This is a genomic window from Cupriavidus sp. 8B (genome assembly GCF_054589115.1).
Genome location: NZ_BAAILO010000628.1, coordinates 1 through 16,735, shown reverse-complemented (window position 1 = coordinate 16,735; position 16,735 = coordinate 1). Strand labels below are relative to the sequence as shown.

General features: G+C 67.2%; 14 protein-coding genes. 9 read left to right on the top strand and 5 right to left on the bottom strand.

Annotation, left to right across the window (positions count from 1 at the left end; translation table 11 throughout):
• Positions 1-2,132: xanthine dehydrogenase family protein molybdopterin-binding subunit (locus ACYP5B_RS51335; RefSeq protein WP_459575197.1), on the top strand; the 2,132-nt coding region annotated here is incomplete at its 5' end.
• 25 nt (positions 2,133-2,157) lie between these two features.
• On the opposite strand, the gene ACYP5B_RS51330 is transcribed toward ACYP5B_RS51335, so the two are convergent.
• Positions 2,158-3,039, bottom strand: a complete 882-nt coding sequence (locus ACYP5B_RS51330; protein ID WP_459575195.1) for an anti-sigma factor family protein — start codon at positions 3,037-3,039, stop codon at positions 2,158-2,160.
• Positions 3,026-3,760 (bottom strand): RNA polymerase sigma factor, encoded by a 735-nt coding sequence (locus ACYP5B_RS51325; RefSeq protein WP_459575217.1) that lies wholly within the window; start codon positions 3,758-3,760, stop codon positions 3,026-3,028. The genes ACYP5B_RS51330 and ACYP5B_RS51325 overlap by 14 nt, the downstream gene beginning before the upstream one ends.
• 189 nt (positions 3,761-3,949) lie before the next feature.
• Between ACYP5B_RS51325 and ACYP5B_RS51320 the strand changes: the two genes are divergently transcribed.
• Positions 3,950-4,831, top strand: a complete 882-nt coding sequence (locus ACYP5B_RS51320) for a metallophosphoesterase family protein (protein WP_459575194.1) — start codon at positions 3,950-3,952, stop codon at positions 4,829-4,831.
• A gap of 45 nt (positions 4,832-4,876) precedes the next feature.
• A complete protein-coding gene (locus tag ACYP5B_RS51315) occupies positions 4,877-5,251 on the top strand; it encodes a cupredoxin domain-containing protein (RefSeq protein WP_459575192.1) in 375 nt (124 codons plus the stop codon).
• A gap of 317 nt (positions 5,252-5,568) precedes the next feature.
• Here ACYP5B_RS51315 and ACYP5B_RS51310 read toward each other — a convergent pair whose 3' ends face one another.
• Genes ACYP5B_RS51310 through ACYP5B_RS51300 form a run of 3 tightly spaced genes read right to left on the bottom strand, consistent with a single transcriptional unit; the run spans position 5,569 to position 11,498 of the window.
• On the bottom strand, positions 5,569-8,772 hold the full coding sequence (locus ACYP5B_RS51310) for an efflux RND transporter permease subunit (RefSeq protein ID WP_400098833.1): 3,204 nt from the start codon (positions 8,770-8,772) through the stop codon (positions 5,569-5,571).
• Positions 8,769-10,001, bottom strand: a complete 1,233-nt coding sequence (locus tag ACYP5B_RS51305; protein ID WP_459575191.1) for an efflux RND transporter periplasmic adaptor subunit — start codon at positions 9,999-10,001, stop codon at positions 8,769-8,771. Before ACYP5B_RS51305 ends, ACYP5B_RS51310 begins: the two co-directional genes overlap by 4 nt.
• 48 nt (positions 10,002-10,049) lie before the next feature.
• Entirely contained in the window at positions 10,050-11,498 is a 1,449-nt protein-coding gene (locus tag ACYP5B_RS51300) for an efflux transporter outer membrane subunit (protein WP_400098829.1), read from the bottom strand.
• Between the two features lie 586 nt (positions 11,499-12,084).
• On the opposite strand from ACYP5B_RS51300, the gene ACYP5B_RS51295 reads away from it, so the two are divergent.
• The 6 genes from ACYP5B_RS51295 (at position 12,085) to ACYP5B_RS51270 (ending at position 16,416) form a co-directional block, all read left to right on the top strand.
• Positions 12,085-12,369 (top strand): winged helix-turn-helix domain-containing protein, encoded by a 285-nt coding sequence (locus ACYP5B_RS51295; protein ID WP_318238330.1) that lies wholly within the window; start codon positions 12,085-12,087, stop codon positions 12,367-12,369.
• A gap of 141 nt (positions 12,370-12,510) precedes the next feature.
• Positions 12,511-13,119, top strand: a complete 609-nt coding sequence (locus ACYP5B_RS51290) for a 2OG-Fe(II) oxygenase (protein WP_400098827.1) — start codon at positions 12,511-12,513, stop codon at positions 13,117-13,119.
• Positions 13,120-13,258: 139 nt separating this feature from the next.
• Positions 13,259-13,894 (top strand): Crp/Fnr family transcriptional regulator, encoded by a 636-nt coding sequence (locus tag ACYP5B_RS51285; protein WP_459575189.1) that lies wholly within the window; start codon positions 13,259-13,261, stop codon positions 13,892-13,894.
• A gap of 238 nt (positions 13,895-14,132) precedes the next feature.
• Positions 14,133-14,585, top strand: a complete 453-nt coding sequence (locus ACYP5B_RS51280; protein WP_459575187.1) for a hypothetical protein — start codon at positions 14,133-14,135, stop codon at positions 14,583-14,585.
• Between the two features lie 599 nt (positions 14,586-15,184).
• Positions 15,185-15,400: a hypothetical protein gene (locus tag ACYP5B_RS51275; RefSeq protein ID WP_400098822.1), complete on the top strand. Its 216-nt coding sequence runs from the start codon at positions 15,185-15,187 to the stop codon at positions 15,398-15,400.
• A 143-nt stretch (positions 15,401-15,543) separates the two neighbouring features.
• On the top strand, positions 15,544-16,416 hold the full coding sequence (locus tag ACYP5B_RS51270; RefSeq protein ID WP_459575185.1) for a LysR family transcriptional regulator: 873 nt from the start codon (positions 15,544-15,546) through the stop codon (positions 16,414-16,416).
• Positions 16,417-16,735: the final 319 nt, after the last annotated feature.

Here is a 16,735-nt window from a genome sequence, read left to right as displayed (position 1 = left end):
GTGGCGGCCTGGCGCTCGGCATCCTGCCGGCCCAGGCCGCGCTGGCGCAAGAAGGCGCGGCGCCCAAGGCCCCGCCTTCGCCGCCGCAGGCGTTCCTGCTGATCGCCCCGGACAATACCGTCACGGTGGCGGTCAACCGGCTCGAATTCGGCCAGGGCGTGCATACGGCGCTGCCCATGGCGCTGGCAGAAGAGCTCGACGTGGACTGGCGCAACGTGCGCGCCACGCTGGCGCCCGCCGGCGATGCGTACAAGGATCCCGCCTTCGGCATGCAGATCACCGGTGGCTCCACCGCGCTCAACCATTCCTTCCAGCAGTACCGTGAGCTTGGCGCGCGCGCACGTGCCATGCTGGTTTCCGCCGCGGCCACGCAGTGGCAGGTCGATCCGGCGAGCTGCCAGGTGGCGCTGGGCGTGGTCACCTCCGGCAGCCATCGCGCCACCTTTGGCGAACTGGCGCAGGCCGCCATGGCGCTGCCGGTGCCGCAGCAGGTGACGCTGAAAAACCCGGCGCAGTTCAAGCTCATCGGCAAGCCCACGCGCCGGCTGGATGCGCGCGGCAAGCTGGAGGGGACCACCGCCTTCGGCATCGACGTGCGACTCAAGGACATGGTGGTGGCCGTAGTGGCGCGCCCGCCGCGTTTTGGCGGCAAGGTGAAATCCTTCAACGCCGACAAGGCGCGCGCGATCAAGGGCGTGGCCGACGTGATGCTGGTGCCGGTGGACCGTGGCGGCACCGGCGTAGCAGTGGTGGCCGATGGCTACTGGCCGGCCAAGCAGGCGCGCGATGCGCTGGAGATCGTGTGGGAAGACAGCGGCTCCAGCGTCTCTACCAAGGACCTGTTCGCACAGTACAAGACGCTGGCCGCGCAGCCCGGCACGGTGGCGCTGCAGGCCGACCTGGGCGCCATGTCCGGCGCCGCGCGCACCATCTCGGCGGACTACGAGTTCCCCTACCTGGCGCATGCGCCGATGGAGCCGCTGAACTGCACCTTGCAGGCCGAGGTATCCGGCAAGGCGATGCAGAGCGTGAAGGTATGGGTGGGCTCGCAGTTCCAGACCGTGGACCAGGCCGCCATCGGGCGCGTGCTCGGGCTGCCGCCGGCCAAGGTCACGCTCAACACCATGATGGCGGGCGGTGGGTTCGGCCGGCGCGCCGTGCCCACCTCCGACTACCTGGTCGAAGCGGCCAACGTGCTGCTGGCCTGGGTCAAGAACGGGCATGACGAACCGCTCAAGGTGATGTGGAGCCGCGAGGACGATATCCGCGGCGGCTACTACCGGCCGCTGCATGTGCACCGCGCGCGCATCGGCATCGACGCGAAGGGGCAGGTGCTCGGCTGGCAGCATACCGTCGTCGGGCAGTCCATCCTCACCGGCACGCCGTTCGAGGCATTCATGGTCAAGGGCGGCGTGGATGCGACCATGGTCGAAGGCCTGGTCGAGAACGACTACGGCTTCCCGCTGCAACTATCGGTGCATCACCCGCAGGTAGCGGTGCCGGTGCTGTGGTGGCGCTCGGTTGGCAACACGCACACCGCCTTCGTCAAGGAAACGCTGGTCGACGAAGTGGCCGTCAATGCCAGGCAGGATCCGGTGGCGTACCGCCTGGCGCGGCTGGACGCGAGCAAGCACGCGCGCCATCGCGCGGCGCTGCAACTGGCGGTGGACAAGTCCGGCTACGGCAAGCGCAAGCTGCCCAAGGGCCAGGCCTGGGGCGTGGCGGTGCATGAGTCGTTCGGCACGGTGGTGGCCTATGTGGTGGAGGTGTCGCTGGTGAAAAACGAGCCACATGTCCATCGCGTGACGGCCGGGGTGCATGCCAACCGCGTGGTCAATCCCATGTCGGCCGAGGCGCAGGTGCAGGGCGCGTGCGTGTTCGGGCTGGCGATGACGCGGCCGGGCTTTGCCATCGAGATCGAGAACGGCGCGGTGAAGAACAGCAACTTCCCCGACTATCCGCCGCCGCGCATTACCGATGCGCCGGTAGTGGACGTGTTCTTCGTGCCCTCCGAGGAGCCGCCCACCGGCCTGGGCGAGCCGGGCGTGCCGGCCATTGCACCGGCGGTGGCCAACGCGCTGTTCAAGCTCACCGGCAAGCGCCAGCGGCAGTTGCCGTTTGTGCTGGCCTGAGCTGGCCTGAGCCCAGGCACCGGGCTCAGGGCGCGCGGTTGTCACCGGCCGCGCGCCAGGCCTGCGTGAAGCGTAGCAGGTCGTCGGCCGAGGCATCGGTGATGGCCGCGTAGCGCATGCCGTCCGCCTCCCAGAGCGCCAGTTGATAGCCTTGGCGCGCCTCGATCTGCGGCGGTGCCGGGCTGCGGCCGGGATTGACGGCCGGCTTGCCCTCGGGCGTGTCAGACGAGCGCAATGGCAGTACGAACACATCGATGGGGTGCTGGTTGCGGCGGTAGACCAGCACCGCCACCGGCCGCCCATGCACGTAGTCAAGCCGTCCCCCGGCCAGCGGGAAACCTTGCGGCGCGAGTTCGCGTACCGACGGCGCGTAGTCGATCCGGCCATTGAACCAGGGCTTGACGGTGTGGCGGTCCGACGAGGCGACATCGATCGTGTGCCCCGAGATCAGCGCCCGCACGTGGCTGCTCACCATCTCGCTTTCCACCGTGGGCCCCGGGCCATCGCTCAGCGCGAACTGGACCATGCCGATGCCCAGCGTCGCAACAGTCAGGGCTGCCATGGCGGCATTGGCGGCCGGGCCCCATTCGAAATAGCGCCGCATCCATTGCCACCATGCGCCACCGTTGCCAGCGGGCGCCGCCGCGCCGCCGAAAGCCGCCGCCTGTGGCGCTGGCGCGGCCTGGGCTGCGTCCAGCGCGGCGTTCAGCCGCGCGCGCAGGGCCGGGCCGGCGCGATGGTAGGGCGCATGTGCGCGCAATACGGTGCGCAGTTCGCGCAGGTGCGCGAGCTGCGCGGTGCAGGCCGTGCATTGCGCCAGGTGCCGCTCGAGGCGCAAGGCATCGCCCGCGCCGAGCTCGCCGTCAGCACTGGCCTGCAGCAGCAGGCGGGCGTCATTGCAGTTCATGGCCTGTCTCCCCGGCAGGTTGCGGCGGCGTTGCGTGGATGGCGGTTGCCGCGTCGGCCCTGCCCGTTGCCGGCGCGGCGGATGCGTTGCTTGCCGCGCTGAGGTTGGCGCCGCCATTGGCGCTGGTGCCTCGCGTGCCTTGCGCGCGCAAGGCGAGCACCGCCTTCGCCAGCAGCTTGCGCGCGCGTGCCAGGCGCGACATCACGGTGCCCAGCGGGACCTGGGCGATGACGGCGATATCGCGATAAGGCAGGTCCTCGAGCTCACGCAGCACCAGTACTTCGCGAAAGGCCAGCGGCAGGCGCTCCAGCGCCAGATGCAGCAGCTGGACATCCTCGGCGCGCAACAGCCATTGCTCCGGGCTGTCGCCGTGGCCATCCTGCCAGCCGGGCAGCGGCTCGCCATCGAAATGCGCGTCGTCGTAGCCGGCGCCTTCGGCCTGGCCCGGCTGATGCCGCTTGCGCCAGGCGGTGAACCACGTGTTGCGCACGATCGCCAGCAGCCACGCGCGTGGCTGGTCGCCACGGAAACTGTCAAAAAAGCAGAAAGCCCGCAGGCAGGCTTCCTGCACCACGTCATCCGCCTCCACGGGGTTGCCCGAGAGCCAGCGGGCCAGGTTGTAGGCGGCGTCGAGGTGCGGAAGCACCAGATCGTCGAAACGGCGGCGCTGGTCGGCAGCGTTCACATCACTCCTTTGGCTCGGTGCCCGGGTTGGACGCATCGCGCGCGCTTCCCCGTTCATTCCGTCTCTGCCGCGTATACCGGGATTGCATTGAGTTTATTCCCGATTCTCACCGCCACCACGTAAAAAAAATATTACCGGAAACGGGAATAAACACGCCTGCGCGCCGGTATGACAGGCAGGTCCACAGCAACCCCTGGCCGATCCGATCAACCGATGGAGCTCAACATGAAGCGAGCATGGAAGCGGCGTGATTTTCTCGGGCTTGCCGCCTGCGCCGGCGGCGCGGTGTTTGTGTCGGCATTGCCCGGATGGGCCGCCGGACGCGACGAAGCGTTCTACTTTGTCCAACTCTCGGACTCGCACTGGGGCTTCCAGGGCCCGCCCAATCCCGACGCGCGCGGCACGTTGCCCAAGGCGGTGGCCGCGGTCAACGCACTGGCGGAGCCGCCGGATTTCCTGATGTTCACCGGCGACCTCACCCATACCACCGATGACCCCGCCGAGCGCCGCCGGCGCATGCGCGAGTTCCAGTCGATCATCGCCGCGCTCAGGGTGCCGGTCGTGCACCTGATGCCGGGCGAGCACGACGCCAGCCTGGACCAGGGCGCCGCCTACCGCGAACTGTTCGGTCCCACGCACTATGTGTTCGACCACAAGGGCGTGCACTTCATCGTGCTGGACAACGTGTCCGATCCTGCTGGACGGGTGGGCGCGGCGCAGCTCGACTGGCTCGCCGCGGATCTTGCGCAGCAGCCGCAGTCGGCGCGCATCGTGGTGTTCACGCACCGTCCGCTGTTCGATCTCTATCCGCAGTGGGACTGGGCCACGCGCGACGGCGCGCAGGTCATCGAGCGGCTGATGCCGCATCCCAACGTGACGGTGTTCTATGGACACATCCATCAGGAGCATCACCACATGACCGGGCATATCGCGCACCACGCGGCGCGCTCGCTGATGTTTCCATTGCCGGCGGCGGGGTCGCAGCCGCAGCGCTTGCCGGTGCCGTGGGATCCGACGCAGCCTTATCGGGGATTGGGCTGGAGGGAAGTGGAGGCGGGCAGGGCGTCGGGGGATTTCGGGATCGAGGAGAAGCCTGTCAATGGTTGAGCAGGTTGTGCTGTGCCGCTTTGAACTCGCTATCAGGAGTTGGTCATGTTAGTCACAGGACGAGAAGGAATCAGCCGCAGGCGGGCGCTGTGCGGCTTGCTGGCGCTGGCGGGCGGGACGCCACTGTTGCGCAGCGCGGCCGCCGCGCCGCGGGTGATCAAGGTGCATGCGCGGAAGTTTGTCTTCACGCCGAATCAGATTGCGCTGCGGGTCGGGGAGCCGGTGGTGTTCGAGCTGACCGCGCAGGATGTGATCATGGGGTTTAGCGTGCCGGACCTGGGGATTCGGGCGGATTTGCCGCCCGGCAAGGTGGTTCGGGTTTCGGCCTTGCCGAAGGTGGCTGGGAGCTTTGGGTTCCTGTGCGATATTTTTTGTGGGTCCGGGCATGAGACCATGAATGGGGTGATTGAGGTTAGTTAGGTTGTTGCAACTTCAACTGCAACTGCTTAACGTCAAAGTCAAAAGCAACTGCAGTTTCACCTCCCCTTCGGGGAGGCGACCTACTTTTTTGTCTTGCCAAAAAAGTAGGCAAAAAAGGCGCGCCATACGGCCTTGGCACACCTCCACGGCTCGCTTCGCATCGCGTTGGGGTGTGGCCCGCCCTTCGGGCGCTTCACACGGCTACAACCAGTTGGTTGATCTTGCCGTTGGTTGGCTCCCCTCTCCCGCCTGCGGGAGAGGGGCCGGGGGAGAGGGCGGGCGCTCGCAAGAGCGAGAGATCTCATTGACCGTGGGCCTCAATCCCCCTCCCCAGACGCCAACACCCGCCGACGCTCGCGTTCGGCCTCCGTGCTGCTCACGGGTTCACGTCCCTCCCGCCGAGCCTGCCGCTTCTCCTTGCGCTTCACATACCAATAATGCGCGCGATCGAGATAGAGATAGACCACCGGCGTAGTGAACAGCGTCAGCGCCTGCGACAACACCAGCCCACCCACCATCGCGAAGCCCAATGGCCGCCGCAGTTCCGAGCCTGCGCCGTGCCCGAGCATCAACGGCAGTCCGGACAACAGCGCGCACATGGTGGTCATCATGATCGGCCGGAAGCGCAGCAGGCACGCCTGGTAGATGGCCTCCTCCGGCTTCATGCCGTGGTCGCGTTCGGCGGTGAGTGCGAAGTCGACCATCATGATCCCATTCTTCTTGACGATGCCGATCAGCAGGATGATGCCGATCAGCGCGATCACGCTGAGGTCGTAGCCGCCGGCCAGCAGGATCAGCAGCGCGCCCACACCGGCGGAGGGCAGGGTGGAGAGGATGGTGAGCGGGTGGATGTAGCTTTCGTACAGCAGCCCCAGCACGATGTACACGGCGACCAGGGCGGCGGCGATCAGGTAGGGCTGGGAGGCAAGCGAGGCGCCGAAGGCCTGGGCCGTGCCCTGGAACGAGCCGGAGAGGGTTTGCGGGCGGCCCATGCCGGACAGCGTGCTGTTGATGGCCTTGACGGCATCGCCGAGCGCCACGCCCTGTGCCAGGTTGAAGGAGATCGTGACGGCGGGGAACTGCCCCTGGTGGCTGATCGACAGATAGGCAGTGCTGTCGGTGTCAATCTTGACGAAGGTGGACAGCGGCACCTGCTCGCCGCTCAGCGGCGAGGTGACGTACAGCTTGCTGAACAGGCGCGGGTCTTCCTGCAGTGCCGGCGTGACCTCCAGGATCACGTGGTAGCTGTTGATCTGCGTGAAGTACTGCGCTACCTGCCGCTGCCCGATCGCGTCGTACAGCGTGGCATCGATCAGGGCCGGCGTGATGCCAAAGCTGGACGCACGAGCGCGGTCGATGGTCAGGCGCGCGGCGGCGGCGGCGTTCTGCTGGTCGGACGCCACGTCTCTCAACTCCGGCAGGGCGCGCAGGCGCTCCAGGATGCGCGGCGCCCACTGGTTGAGCTCGTCCAGGCTGGAGTCCATCAGCGTGTACTGGTATTGCGTGCGCGACAGCCGCCCGCCCACGTTGATGTCCTGCCCGGCCTGCAGGAACAGGTTGGCGCCTTGCACCTGCGCCAGCTTGGGCCGCAACCGCGCGATCACTTCGTCGGCGCTGGCGGTGCGGCCCTGGTCCTTGGGTTTCAGGCTGATGAAGAAGTTGCCGGTGTTGAGTGTGTTCTGCCCTCCGGTCATGCCAACCGCCGCGACATCGGGATCGGCGCGCACGATATCCGCGAGCTGCACCATGCGTGCGTTCATGGACTTGAAGGAAGCGTCCTGCGCCGACTCCGCGATGCCGAACATGAAGCCGGTGTCCTGCTGCGGGAAGAAGCCTTTGGGTATGTAGATGAACAGCGCCACCGTGGTGGCAACCGTGGCGATAAACACGCACAGTGTGAAGAACTGGTGGCGCATCACCACGTCCAGCCCGCGCTTGTAGCCTGCGAGCATGGTGTCGAAGCCATGCTCGAACCAATGGTAGATGCGGCCGTGATGATGGCCGCGCGGCGGGGTCAGGAAGCGCGAGCACAGCATCGGCGTCAGCGTCAGCGAGACCAGCACCGATACCACGATGGTCAGCGTGACAGTCACGGCAAACTCGCGGAAGAGCCGCCCCACGATGCCGCCCATCAGCAGCAGCGGGATAAACACCGCCACCAGCGAGACCGAGATTGACACGATGGTGAAGCTGATTTCGGCGGCGCCCTTGAGCGCGGCGTCTATCGGCGCCATGCCGCCTTCGACGTGGCGATAGATGTTCTCCAGCATCACGATGGCATCATCCACCACGAACCCCACCGCGATGGTGAGCGCCATCAGCGAGAGGTTGTCGCGGCTGTAGCCGAGCAGGTACATGCCGCCTGCGGTGCCCATCAGCGCCAGCGGTACGGTGACGCTCGGGATGACCGTGGCGGCCACGTTGCGCAGGAACACGAAGATGATCATCACCACCAGCGCGATGGTGAGCACCAGCGTGAACTCCACGTCGGCCACCGAGGCACGGATGGTCTGGGTGCGGTCGGCCAGCGTGTTGACGTTGATGGTGGGCGGGATCGCGGCCTGCAGGCGCGGCAGCGCGGCGCGGATGCGGTCCACCGTCTCGATCACGTTGGCGCCTGGCTGCTTGGTGATGGCCAGGATGATGGCGCGCCCGTTGTGGAAGGTGTTGTCCGCCGGCGCGGCGGCGCCGGCAAAGCCCCAGCCCGCCAGCTTGGCGTTCTCGGGCCCGTCTACCGCCACGCCGACATCGCGCACGCGCACCGGCGCGCGGTTGCGGTAGGCCAGCACCATGTCGTTCCACGCCGCCGCCTTGGTGACCTGGTCGTTGGTGTAGACGTTGAAGGCCTTGGTGGCGCCATCGGTGCTGCCGGTGGGCTGGTTGACCGTGGTGGCGGCAATCACGCCGCGCAGGTCTTCCAGGCTCATGCCCATGGCCGAGAGCTTCTCGGGATCCACCTGGATGCGCACCGAAGGCTTCTGCTGACCACCGATGAAGACCAGCCCCACGCCGGAAATCTGCGAGATCTGCTGCGCCAGCACGTTGTCGGCGAAGTCGTTGATTTCGGTCAGCGGCAGGGTGTCGGACTGCACCGCCAGGACCAGGATCGGCGAGTCGGCGGGATTGATCTTGCGGAATGTCGGCGGCGTGGGCAGGTTGCTTGGCAACTGGCCGCTGGCGGCGTTGATGGCGGCCTGCACGTCCACGGCGGCGGCGTCGATGCTGCGGTTGAGGTCGAACTGTAGCGTGATCTGGGCGTTGCCCTGCGCGCTGGTCGATGTCATCTGGGTGAGCCCGCTGATCAGCGAGAACTGGCGCTCCAGCGGCTGGGCCACGTTCGACGCCATGGTCTCCGGGCTGGCGCCGGGCAAGTTCGCCGACACCTGGATGGTGGGGAAATCCACCTGCGGCAGCGGCGCGATGGGCAGCAGCGGCCACGCGGCCACGCCGACCAGCAGCACCGCCAGCGCCAGCAGCAAGGTGCCGATCGGGCGCTTGATGAAGATCGCGGAAATGCTCATGGCCGTGCGTTCCCGGCGACGTTTGCCGGCCCGCCGGCGGCAGGCGCGGAGGCGGGCGCGGCACCGGCTACCGCTACGGTGGTGGCTGCGGTCGTCTCGTTCACGCGGGTGCCGGGCTTGAGCTTGTACTGCCCGTCCACCACGACCCGCTCGTCAGGCGCCAGCCCCTTGGTCACGATGGCCTTGGCGTCCTGCGTTTCCGCCACCTCGATCGGGCGGGACGCCACGGTATGGTCCGCCTGCACCACATAGACATAGGTGCCGGTCTGGCCGCGTTGCACGGCGGCGGCAGGGATGGTCAGCGCCTGGTCGCGCTCGCCGAGCACCAGCCGCGCATTGACGTACTGGCCGGGCCACAGCGTGTGCGACGGATTGGGAAAGCGCCCTTTCAGCTGGATGGTGCCGGAGGTCGTGTCGATGGTGTTGTTGAGCAGAACCAGCTTGCCCTGTCCCAGCAACTGGCCGGTGGCGCGCTCGCTGGCTTGCACCGCGAGCGGCGTGCCGCTGGCCTGCATGGCGCGGTTGATGCGCTGGAATTCGCCATCGGGCAGCGTGAACACCACGTCGATCGGGTCGATCTGGCGGATCACCACCAGGCCGTTGGCGTCGGCGGCGTGGACGATATTGCCCGGGTCCACCAGGCGCGCACCCACGCGTCCCGACAGCGGCGCGGTGATGGTGGTGTAGTCGAGCTGCACACGGGCGACGTTGACCAGTGCTTCGTCGGTCTTCACCGCGGCGGCCAGCTGCGCCACCTGCGCGCGCTGGGTATCCAGCGTCTGCTGCGTGGTGGCGTTCTCCTTGATGAGGCCCTCGTAGCGCTGCAGGTCAAGACGCGCATTGGCTAGCTGCGCTTCGTCGCGCGACTTTTGCGCCATGGCTTGCTGCAACTGCGCCTGGAACGTGCGCGGGTCGATCTGCGCCAGCAACTGCCCGGCCTTCACGTCCTGGCCTTCGACAAAGCCGACGCGGTCGAGCTGGCCGTCCACGCGTGGCTTGACCGTCACCGTGGCCATCGCTTGCACCGTGCCGACGCCGGCCAGGCCGATCGGCACATCCTCGCGCTTGACCTGCGCGCTGGTCACGGAGACCGCCGGCGCCGGCGGCGCTGCCCGGCGCGGCGCCACCATGCGCTTGAGCGGGCCGACGGCGAACCACACCACGGCTGCCAGCACGAGCACGGCCAGGCCGATCAGGACGGGATTGCGACGGAAGGACTGGGTCGCCATGGATTGCCTTGAAGGTGGTCTGTCGATGTGGATCAGGGGGCCAGGGGATCAGGGTTGGGCCAGCGCATCGCTTTGCCAGCCGCCGCCGATCGCCTTGACCAGCGCCACGCTGGCTGCAAGCTCCCGGCCTCGCAACTGGATAGCGGTCCGTTCGTTAGACAAGGAAAGGGCCTGTGCCGTTACCACCGAGAGGTAGGAAGCGGTGCCGGCGCGGTATTGCGCCAGGCTCACGCGCTCCGCCACGCGGGCGGCTTCCACCGCGTGGTCCTGCACCACCACTTCCTGGTCGAGCACGCGCAGCGCCGAGAGGTTGTCTTCCACCTCCTGCATGCCGCTGAGCACGGTTTGCCGGTACGCCGCGACGGCCCCGTCGTAGGCCGCCACGGCCTGGTCGTTCTGCGCGTTGCGCAGCCCACCGTCGAAGATGGTGCCGGCCAGCGCCGCGCCCAGCGACCACACCCGGCCGGGCGGCCCGAACCAGTTGGCCAGGCTGCCGCTGCTGGCGCCGCCCACAGCGGAGAGCACCAGCGACGGAAAGTACGCGGCGCGCGCCACGCCGATATTGGCATTGGCCGCCGCCATGCGGCGCTCGGCCGCCGAGATGTCGGGGCGGCGCTCGAGCAGCGCCGAGGGCAGTCCCGGGGGCACCGCCAGCGGGCGCATCGAAAACGGCTCGGGCGTGAGCGTGAACTCGGCCGGGGCGCGCCCCAACAGCACGGCGATGGCGTGTTCCAGCTGGTTGCGCTGCACGTCCAGATCAATCGCCTGCGCTTGCGCCGCGTTCAGCGTCACCTGGGCCAGCGCCACGTCGCCAGAGGTGGCCACGCCGGCGCGGAACTGGCTCTGGGTCAGCTTGAGCGATTCTTCATACGCGGCCAGGGTGCGGGCATACAGTGCCTTGAGCACATCGGTGACGCGCAGCTGGATATAGTCCTGCACCAGTTCGCCCTGGATCGTCAGCCGCGCGGCCGCGAGGTCGGCGGCGCTAGCCTGGGAGTTGTCGCGGGCGGCCTCTATGCTGCGCCGCACCTGGCCCCACAGGTCGATCTCCCAGCTGGCATCGAGGTTGGCCGAATGGGTGTTGGACACGGTCTGGATGCCCAGCGCGTTGGTCCGCGCGCGCCCCACGGCCACGCCTGCGCCGAGCGTGGGATACAAGCCGGCCCGCGCCGCCTGCGCCAGCGCGCGGGACTGCCGGTACTGGGCCTCGGCCTGGCGCAGGCTCTGGTTGGCTGCGTTGGCTTGCCCCACCAGCTCATTCAGCCGGGCATCGTCGAACCCCGCCCACCAGGCCTGGGTCAGGTCCACCGCGCGGGGCTCGGCGACCTTCCATTGGTGATCGTCCGGCACGGCCTCGCGATACGCGGCAGGGGTCTCCACCGGGGGGCGCCGATAGTCCGGCCCGACCGCGCAGCCGCCCATCCAGGCAGACGCCAGGGCGATGCAAAACAGGCGCGGCGAAAGCAAACGCGCGGCGTTCATGAATGCAAGGGGCAAGCGATGGTCATGACGGACTTTCGTGAGGCGATGCCGTTGTTTGTCGTTTCCTGCTTGGGCTGGCGGATTGGTTTTCCCGCGCATGCCACCGCCGGCGCGGCGCAGCGCAGCGCTGGCTGGTCTTATGGCAAGCATAGTGCGGCGCGCGCAGGTGTGAAACGCGCTGCGCATTACCGGATATTTCACTCGCTTACGCCGATGCTTACGCCGATGCGCCGGGCGGCGCCACTGCCGCGCAATCAAGTGAGGCGTGAAATACATCCACGGTTGCGGCACGCGGCGGGCGCGCGCGCCTGTTACGGGATCTTGCAGCGGGTGGGTGCCGGATTGTGCGGCGCGGCAAAAAACGAGCGCGCGCCAGCGCCGGCAAGGACGCCCGTGGCCGCGCTTGCGGCCACGGGCGGGCCACCGCAGCCTGTTGTAATCTTGTGTAAATGTGCGCCAGCGAGCCCCGGCGGGTTGCATTTGCTGAGCCTGCCGCGTAGAAAGTAGGTGTCAGGCGGTCACGGCGGGAGGGCTGCGGCAATCCGGCCGGCCGACGCATATAACTACATGACATCTGGACGACGAGCGGGAAGGCGTGGCCATGGAGACCGATCAAGAAAGCACACTGACGTATGCGCTGCTGACAGTGCCAGCGCGTGCCGCCATCTGCCGCGCGCTGCTGGAAGCGGGCGAAGCCGGCATGCCGGCGTTCGACCTGGCCGGCGTCGCCGGGCTGAGCCTGCCGCGCGCCAGCCACCATTTCAATGAACTCATGCAGGCCGATGTGCTGACCCTGGTCGTGCGCGACCGGCAGGTGATCTATGTGCTCAAGGCCCGCCGCGCGGTGAGCCTGGCGCTGGAGTATCTCGACAGCAGCGGGTTGTAGGCCGGCGGGGCAGCCGGCACGGCTGGCGGCCCCGGCGCTGTTAATATATGCGCCCGCGCGCCAAGGGCCTCCTTTTGTCCAGGTGGCCCTTTTCGTTTTGACGTTTCCTTTGACGTTTCCCCAGCACGAAATCTCCCACCCATGTCAGCCCTGGAACGTTTGTTTGTCGCCCTCGAAGAGCAGGGCTGGGCCGTGTCCGACGACCTCATCGACACCACGCTGGCGGCGCGGCTGCATGCCGAGAGCCGCGCGGCGTGGGAGGCCGGCCTGTTCCACCCGGCCCGCATCGGGCGGGGCGAGGCCACCGCGCGCGACGCGGGCATTCGCGGCGATTCGATCCTGTGGCTCGACGATGCCCCCGCCGGCGCGGCCAGCGCGGATTTCCAGGCCTGGGCGGCGGGTTTGCGCGAGGCCTTGAACGAGCGGTACTTCCTGGGCTTGAAGCGCGAGGAATTCCACTTCTCGCACTATCCGGTCGGCACCGCCTACAAGAAGCACGTGGACCAGCACCGCGCGACCCTGCATCGCAAGATTTCGCTGGTGCTCTATCTCAATCCCGAATGGAGCGAGCGCGATGGCGGCGAGCTCGCCCTCTACGCGCAGGACGACGGCGCCACCGAGCTGCACCGCGTGCTGCCGCAGCGCGCGCGGCTGGTGGTGTTTCGCAGCGACCTGGTCCCGCATGAGGTATTGCCCTGCCACAAGACCCGCTGGGCACTCACCGGCTGGTTCCGCACCGATCCGGCCTGAGCGGCACAAGCAGCATCAGCAGCATCAGCAGCATAACCGGGGCAAAGGCAAGAGCACACGACCGCAGCCGCACGAAGCTGACGCCGCCGCCGCTGGACAGTTTTCGGCCGAGCTCGAAGCACTGCTCCGGTCGCATGCCATGCGCAGGCAACTGGTCAAGGGCGAGGTGCTGTTTACCTACGGCTCCAACCCGGACGCGCTCTTCTGCGTCGAGCGCGGCGCCATCAAGGTCAGCAGCACGGCGCAGAACGGGCGCGAGGCAGTGGTCAGCCTGCTGGAAGCCGGGCAGTGGTTCGGCGAGGTCTCGCTCTTCATCGACGCGCATCGCGTGTACGACACGCGTGCCGCCGAGGCCAGCGAGCTGCTGGTGATTCCCGCCGCCACCTTCCATGCGCTCATCGCGCGCGAGCCACGTTGGCTGATGGAGTTCACACAACTGATCTGCCGGCGCTATCGCAGCGCACTGGAGTGGATCGACGAGGTGATCCTGATGCCGTTCCCGGTGCGGCTGGCGCGGCGACTGCTTGCCGTCGAGCATGCGCATGCGCTGTCCACCCACGGCACGCCAGGCGTGCGGAAATCCGGCGCCCCCGCCGCGCTGAAGCTCTCCCAGGAAGACCTGGGCCATATGCTCGGCGTGTCCCGTCAGAGCGTCAACCGGCAGCTCAAGGACTGGGAGAAGCAGGGCGTGCTGCGCCTGGAATACGGGCGCCTGACGCTATCCGACAAGGCGGCGCTGCAGGCCATCGCCAGCGGGTCCGCGCCGGGCATCTAGCGTGGGACGTTGCGCTTCGTCGCAAGAATGAAATTACCGGCGGCTAAGATCCTGACGGGGCCGGTGGACACTTTTCCCTTCGCGGGGATGGCAGGTTTTTTGACGAAATCCGTGTCTCCCCGGCCCCGTCCCGATTGACGGCCATGGCTGTTCCCTCCCTTTCGCACCGCTTGCGAAAATCAACGATATAAACGGTATATACTGTTTTTATACCAATGCGATCAAAACAGGAGGATGCATGGCAACGGTCTTGAATGGGCGCACGCGTGCGCCCGCGCCCACCGCGGCGCAGAAAAAGGCGGCCGCCGTGGTGAAGCGGCCGGTCACGCGCGCAAGGAAGACGCACACGGCAGTGAAGGCAGCCAAGGTTGAAACGGTCAAGACCGTGGTTGCCGCACCGAAGGCCGAGAAAGCCGAGAAGGTTGAGAAGGCACAGAAGCCCGCCAAGGCCAAGGTCGTGCGCGACAGCTTCACCATGCCGGAGTGGGACTATGCCAAGCTGGCGGAGCTCAAACGGCGCTGCCTGAACGGCGGCGCGCACGTGAAGAAGAGCGAGTTGCTGCGGGCCGGGCTCAAGATGCTGGAGTCGCTGCCGGAGCGGCAATTGCTGGCCGTCGTGGCCCAGGTCGAGACCGTCAAGACGGGCCGGCCGGCCAAGCGCAAGGCGCGCGACGGGGCTTCCGGGCAGTAAGGCTGCGGTACACATTGCATGGCACCTGGATGCATTCCGTCCACGTGCGCAGTGTTTTTGCCGGGTTTCATGAATAGTTGATGACAGCCTCAACCATCTGCCGATTCGGTCGTTAAGATAGGTAAGGCTTATCAATCCTGGAGCCGGACCGGCCGGGCGCTGCCTCGCCGGTCCTTCGCCTTTCAGAACCTTCACCATTTCTTGCCGGCGCCATCGTCATCCGCAGAATGAGTCTCTTCAGGCCGTCTTTCTGGTGCCCGTTTTCCGTGTTCGCCGTCGTCACGGTGCCCCTGGCCGAGCCACCGCGGGAACGGCCTCCGGGCGATGTTTCGGCGCAAGCCGAATCGAACCCGGACGCGCGGCGAGACCTCCTCACGGCGCCCACGCTCCCTGACCGCTAGCCGGGCATTGTTGCGTTTTGCGACCGTAGTTTCGCTGCACTGCAAGGCGACTCATCGCCAGCTATAAATCTGGCAAGGATGCGAAAAGCGCCTATAATTATGTTGCATTGCATCAATTTTGCGCGCTGCCATCCGGTAGCACCGGATCGCGTCCGCGCCCCCGATCAAGTTACCCAGCTATCCAGACGAGGTCAGTCGATGTTGCCGTGTGAGCGATGCAAGCGCCAGGCCGGCAGGCCAGGACACCTGCCGCCGCACGAGGACCTGGAGGCTGCGCGCGCCAATGCGGTGGCCCAGGACGGCGCCCCCTTTGTCTACCGTTGCCGCCAGTGCGGCTTTACGATGGTGCTGCGCAGCCCCAGCCTGGAAGTGCCCGACTACTGGGCCCTGGAAGACCAGGCGTCCTCCACCTGAAGTTGACGGGATGCCGGCCCGCTCCCCGGCGCGCCCGCTATTGTTCCCGCCACACCGCCGTGCCATCATCGCGCAGCCGCCTGCGAGTTGCGTGGCCGCGCTGAGCCCGACACCTGCCAAACTAACGTCAGCACATTCCCCGCATGGATTGGAGCGATATCAAGGTCTTCCTGGCGATCGCCCGGGCCGGCACCCTGGGCGGCGCCGCGCGCGCGATCGGGCAGACCCAGCCAACCATGGGCCGCCGGCTGAAGGCGCTGGAGGATGCCGTCGGCCATGTCTTGTTCCAGCGCACCAGCGACGGCTACGTGCTGACCGATGAAGGCGCCGCCGTGCTCGCCCACGCGGAGCGCATCGAGGAGGAGGCGATCGCCTTCGAGCGCCAGCTCGGCGGCCAGGCGCGGGAACTGGACGGCATGCTGCGGATCTCGTCGTCCGACTGGTTTGGCGTGCACATGCTGACGCCGGTGATCGCGGACTTTATCCGCGCGCATCCGCGCGTCGCGGTGGAACTGGTCACCGATGCGCGCTTGCTCAGCCTGGCGCGCCGCGAGGCCGACCTGGTGTTTCGCATCCGCGCGTTTGACGAGGCCGATATCGTGCAGCGCAAGCTGATGCACATGGACTACGCACTCTACTCGGCGCCCGGCGTGGCGCCGCCGCGCGCTGGCGACGGCGCGGGCCATGCCCTGCTGACGCTGGACGCGGGTTTCGCGGGCTTGCCGGATGTGGCCTGGATGCGCAAGCTGCTGCCCAACGCCCGGGTGGCATTCGGCAGCAACAGCCGCGAGGCGCAGGCCAAGCTGTGCGCGGCCGGCGCGGGGCTGGCCGTCCTGCCCTGCGTGCTGGCCGAGCGCCTTGGCGGGCTGCAGGCCATCGACATGGGCGAGGCGCCGCCCGGGCGCGATGTCTGGGTGGGCTATCACCGCGACCTGCGCCGCCTGGGGCGGCTGCGCGCCTTTCTGGATGCAACCATCGAGCGCCTGGGCAGCGAAGTCAGTGTCCCGTTCCGCTGATTCGTTCGCAAAGTCTGTTGAGCTTGGAGCAGGAATTGTGGGTTGGGGGAAGTGTGCGATGTGTATTGCTTGTGGCCCGCTGACGCGGGGGTGTCTCTTTAGGGCGGGGTTTTATTGCTTCTAGCTGCTGTCGCGGCTGTACGGTGTTGGCCGTTTGGGAACGTGTGAGATGTCACTTTTCTTTACTCGTAAAGAGGGTGGAGACAAAAGAAAGAAAGACCTGTTCTTCCTAAACTGAACATGGAGATGCAGTCATGGGGAAGATGGGAAGGCCCTTGGCCATAGACGAGGAGCATCACGCGCAGTTGCGGGAACTGGT

Coding starts and splice junctions, on each gene's coding strand:
- ACYP5B_RS51315 (WP_459575192.1), top strand. CDS start 4,877: ATGTTAGTCACAGGACGAGAAGGAATCAGCCGCAGGCGGGCGCTGTGC.
- ACYP5B_RS51290 (WP_400098827.1), top strand. CDS start 12,511: ATGTCAGCCCTGGAACGTTTGTTTGTCGCCCTCGAAGAGCAGGGCTGG.
- ACYP5B_RS51270 (WP_459575185.1), top strand. CDS start 15,544: ATGGATTGGAGCGATATCAAGGTCTTCCTGGCGATCGCCCGGGCCGGC.
- ACYP5B_RS51330 (WP_459575195.1), bottom strand. CDS start 3,039: ATGAACTGCAATGACGCCCGCCTGCTGCTGCAGGCCAGTGCTGACGGC.
- ACYP5B_RS51295 (WP_318238330.1), top strand. CDS start 12,085: ATGGAGACCGATCAAGAAAGCACACTGACGTATGCGCTGCTGACAGTG.
- ACYP5B_RS51325 (WP_459575217.1), bottom strand. CDS start 3,760: ATGCGTCCAACCCGGGCACCGAGCCAAAGGAGTGATGTGAACGCTGCC.
- ACYP5B_RS51285 (WP_459575189.1), top strand. CDS start 13,259: ATGCGCAGGCAACTGGTCAAGGGCGAGGTGCTGTTTACCTACGGCTCC.
- ACYP5B_RS51305 (WP_459575191.1), bottom strand. CDS start 10,001: ATGGCGACCCAGTCCTTCCGTCGCAATCCCGTCCTGATCGGCCTGGCC.
- ACYP5B_RS51320 (WP_459575194.1), top strand. CDS start 3,950: ATGAAGCGAGCATGGAAGCGGCGTGATTTTCTCGGGCTTGCCGCCTGC.
- ACYP5B_RS51310 (WP_400098833.1), bottom strand. CDS start 8,772: ATGAGCATTTCCGCGATCTTCATCAAGCGCCCGATCGGCACCTTGCTG.
- ACYP5B_RS51280 (WP_459575187.1), top strand. CDS start 14,133: ATGGCAACGGTCTTGAATGGGCGCACGCGTGCGCCCGCGCCCACCGCG.
- ACYP5B_RS51275 (WP_400098822.1), top strand. CDS start 15,185: ATGTTGCCGTGTGAGCGATGCAAGCGCCAGGCCGGCAGGCCAGGACAC.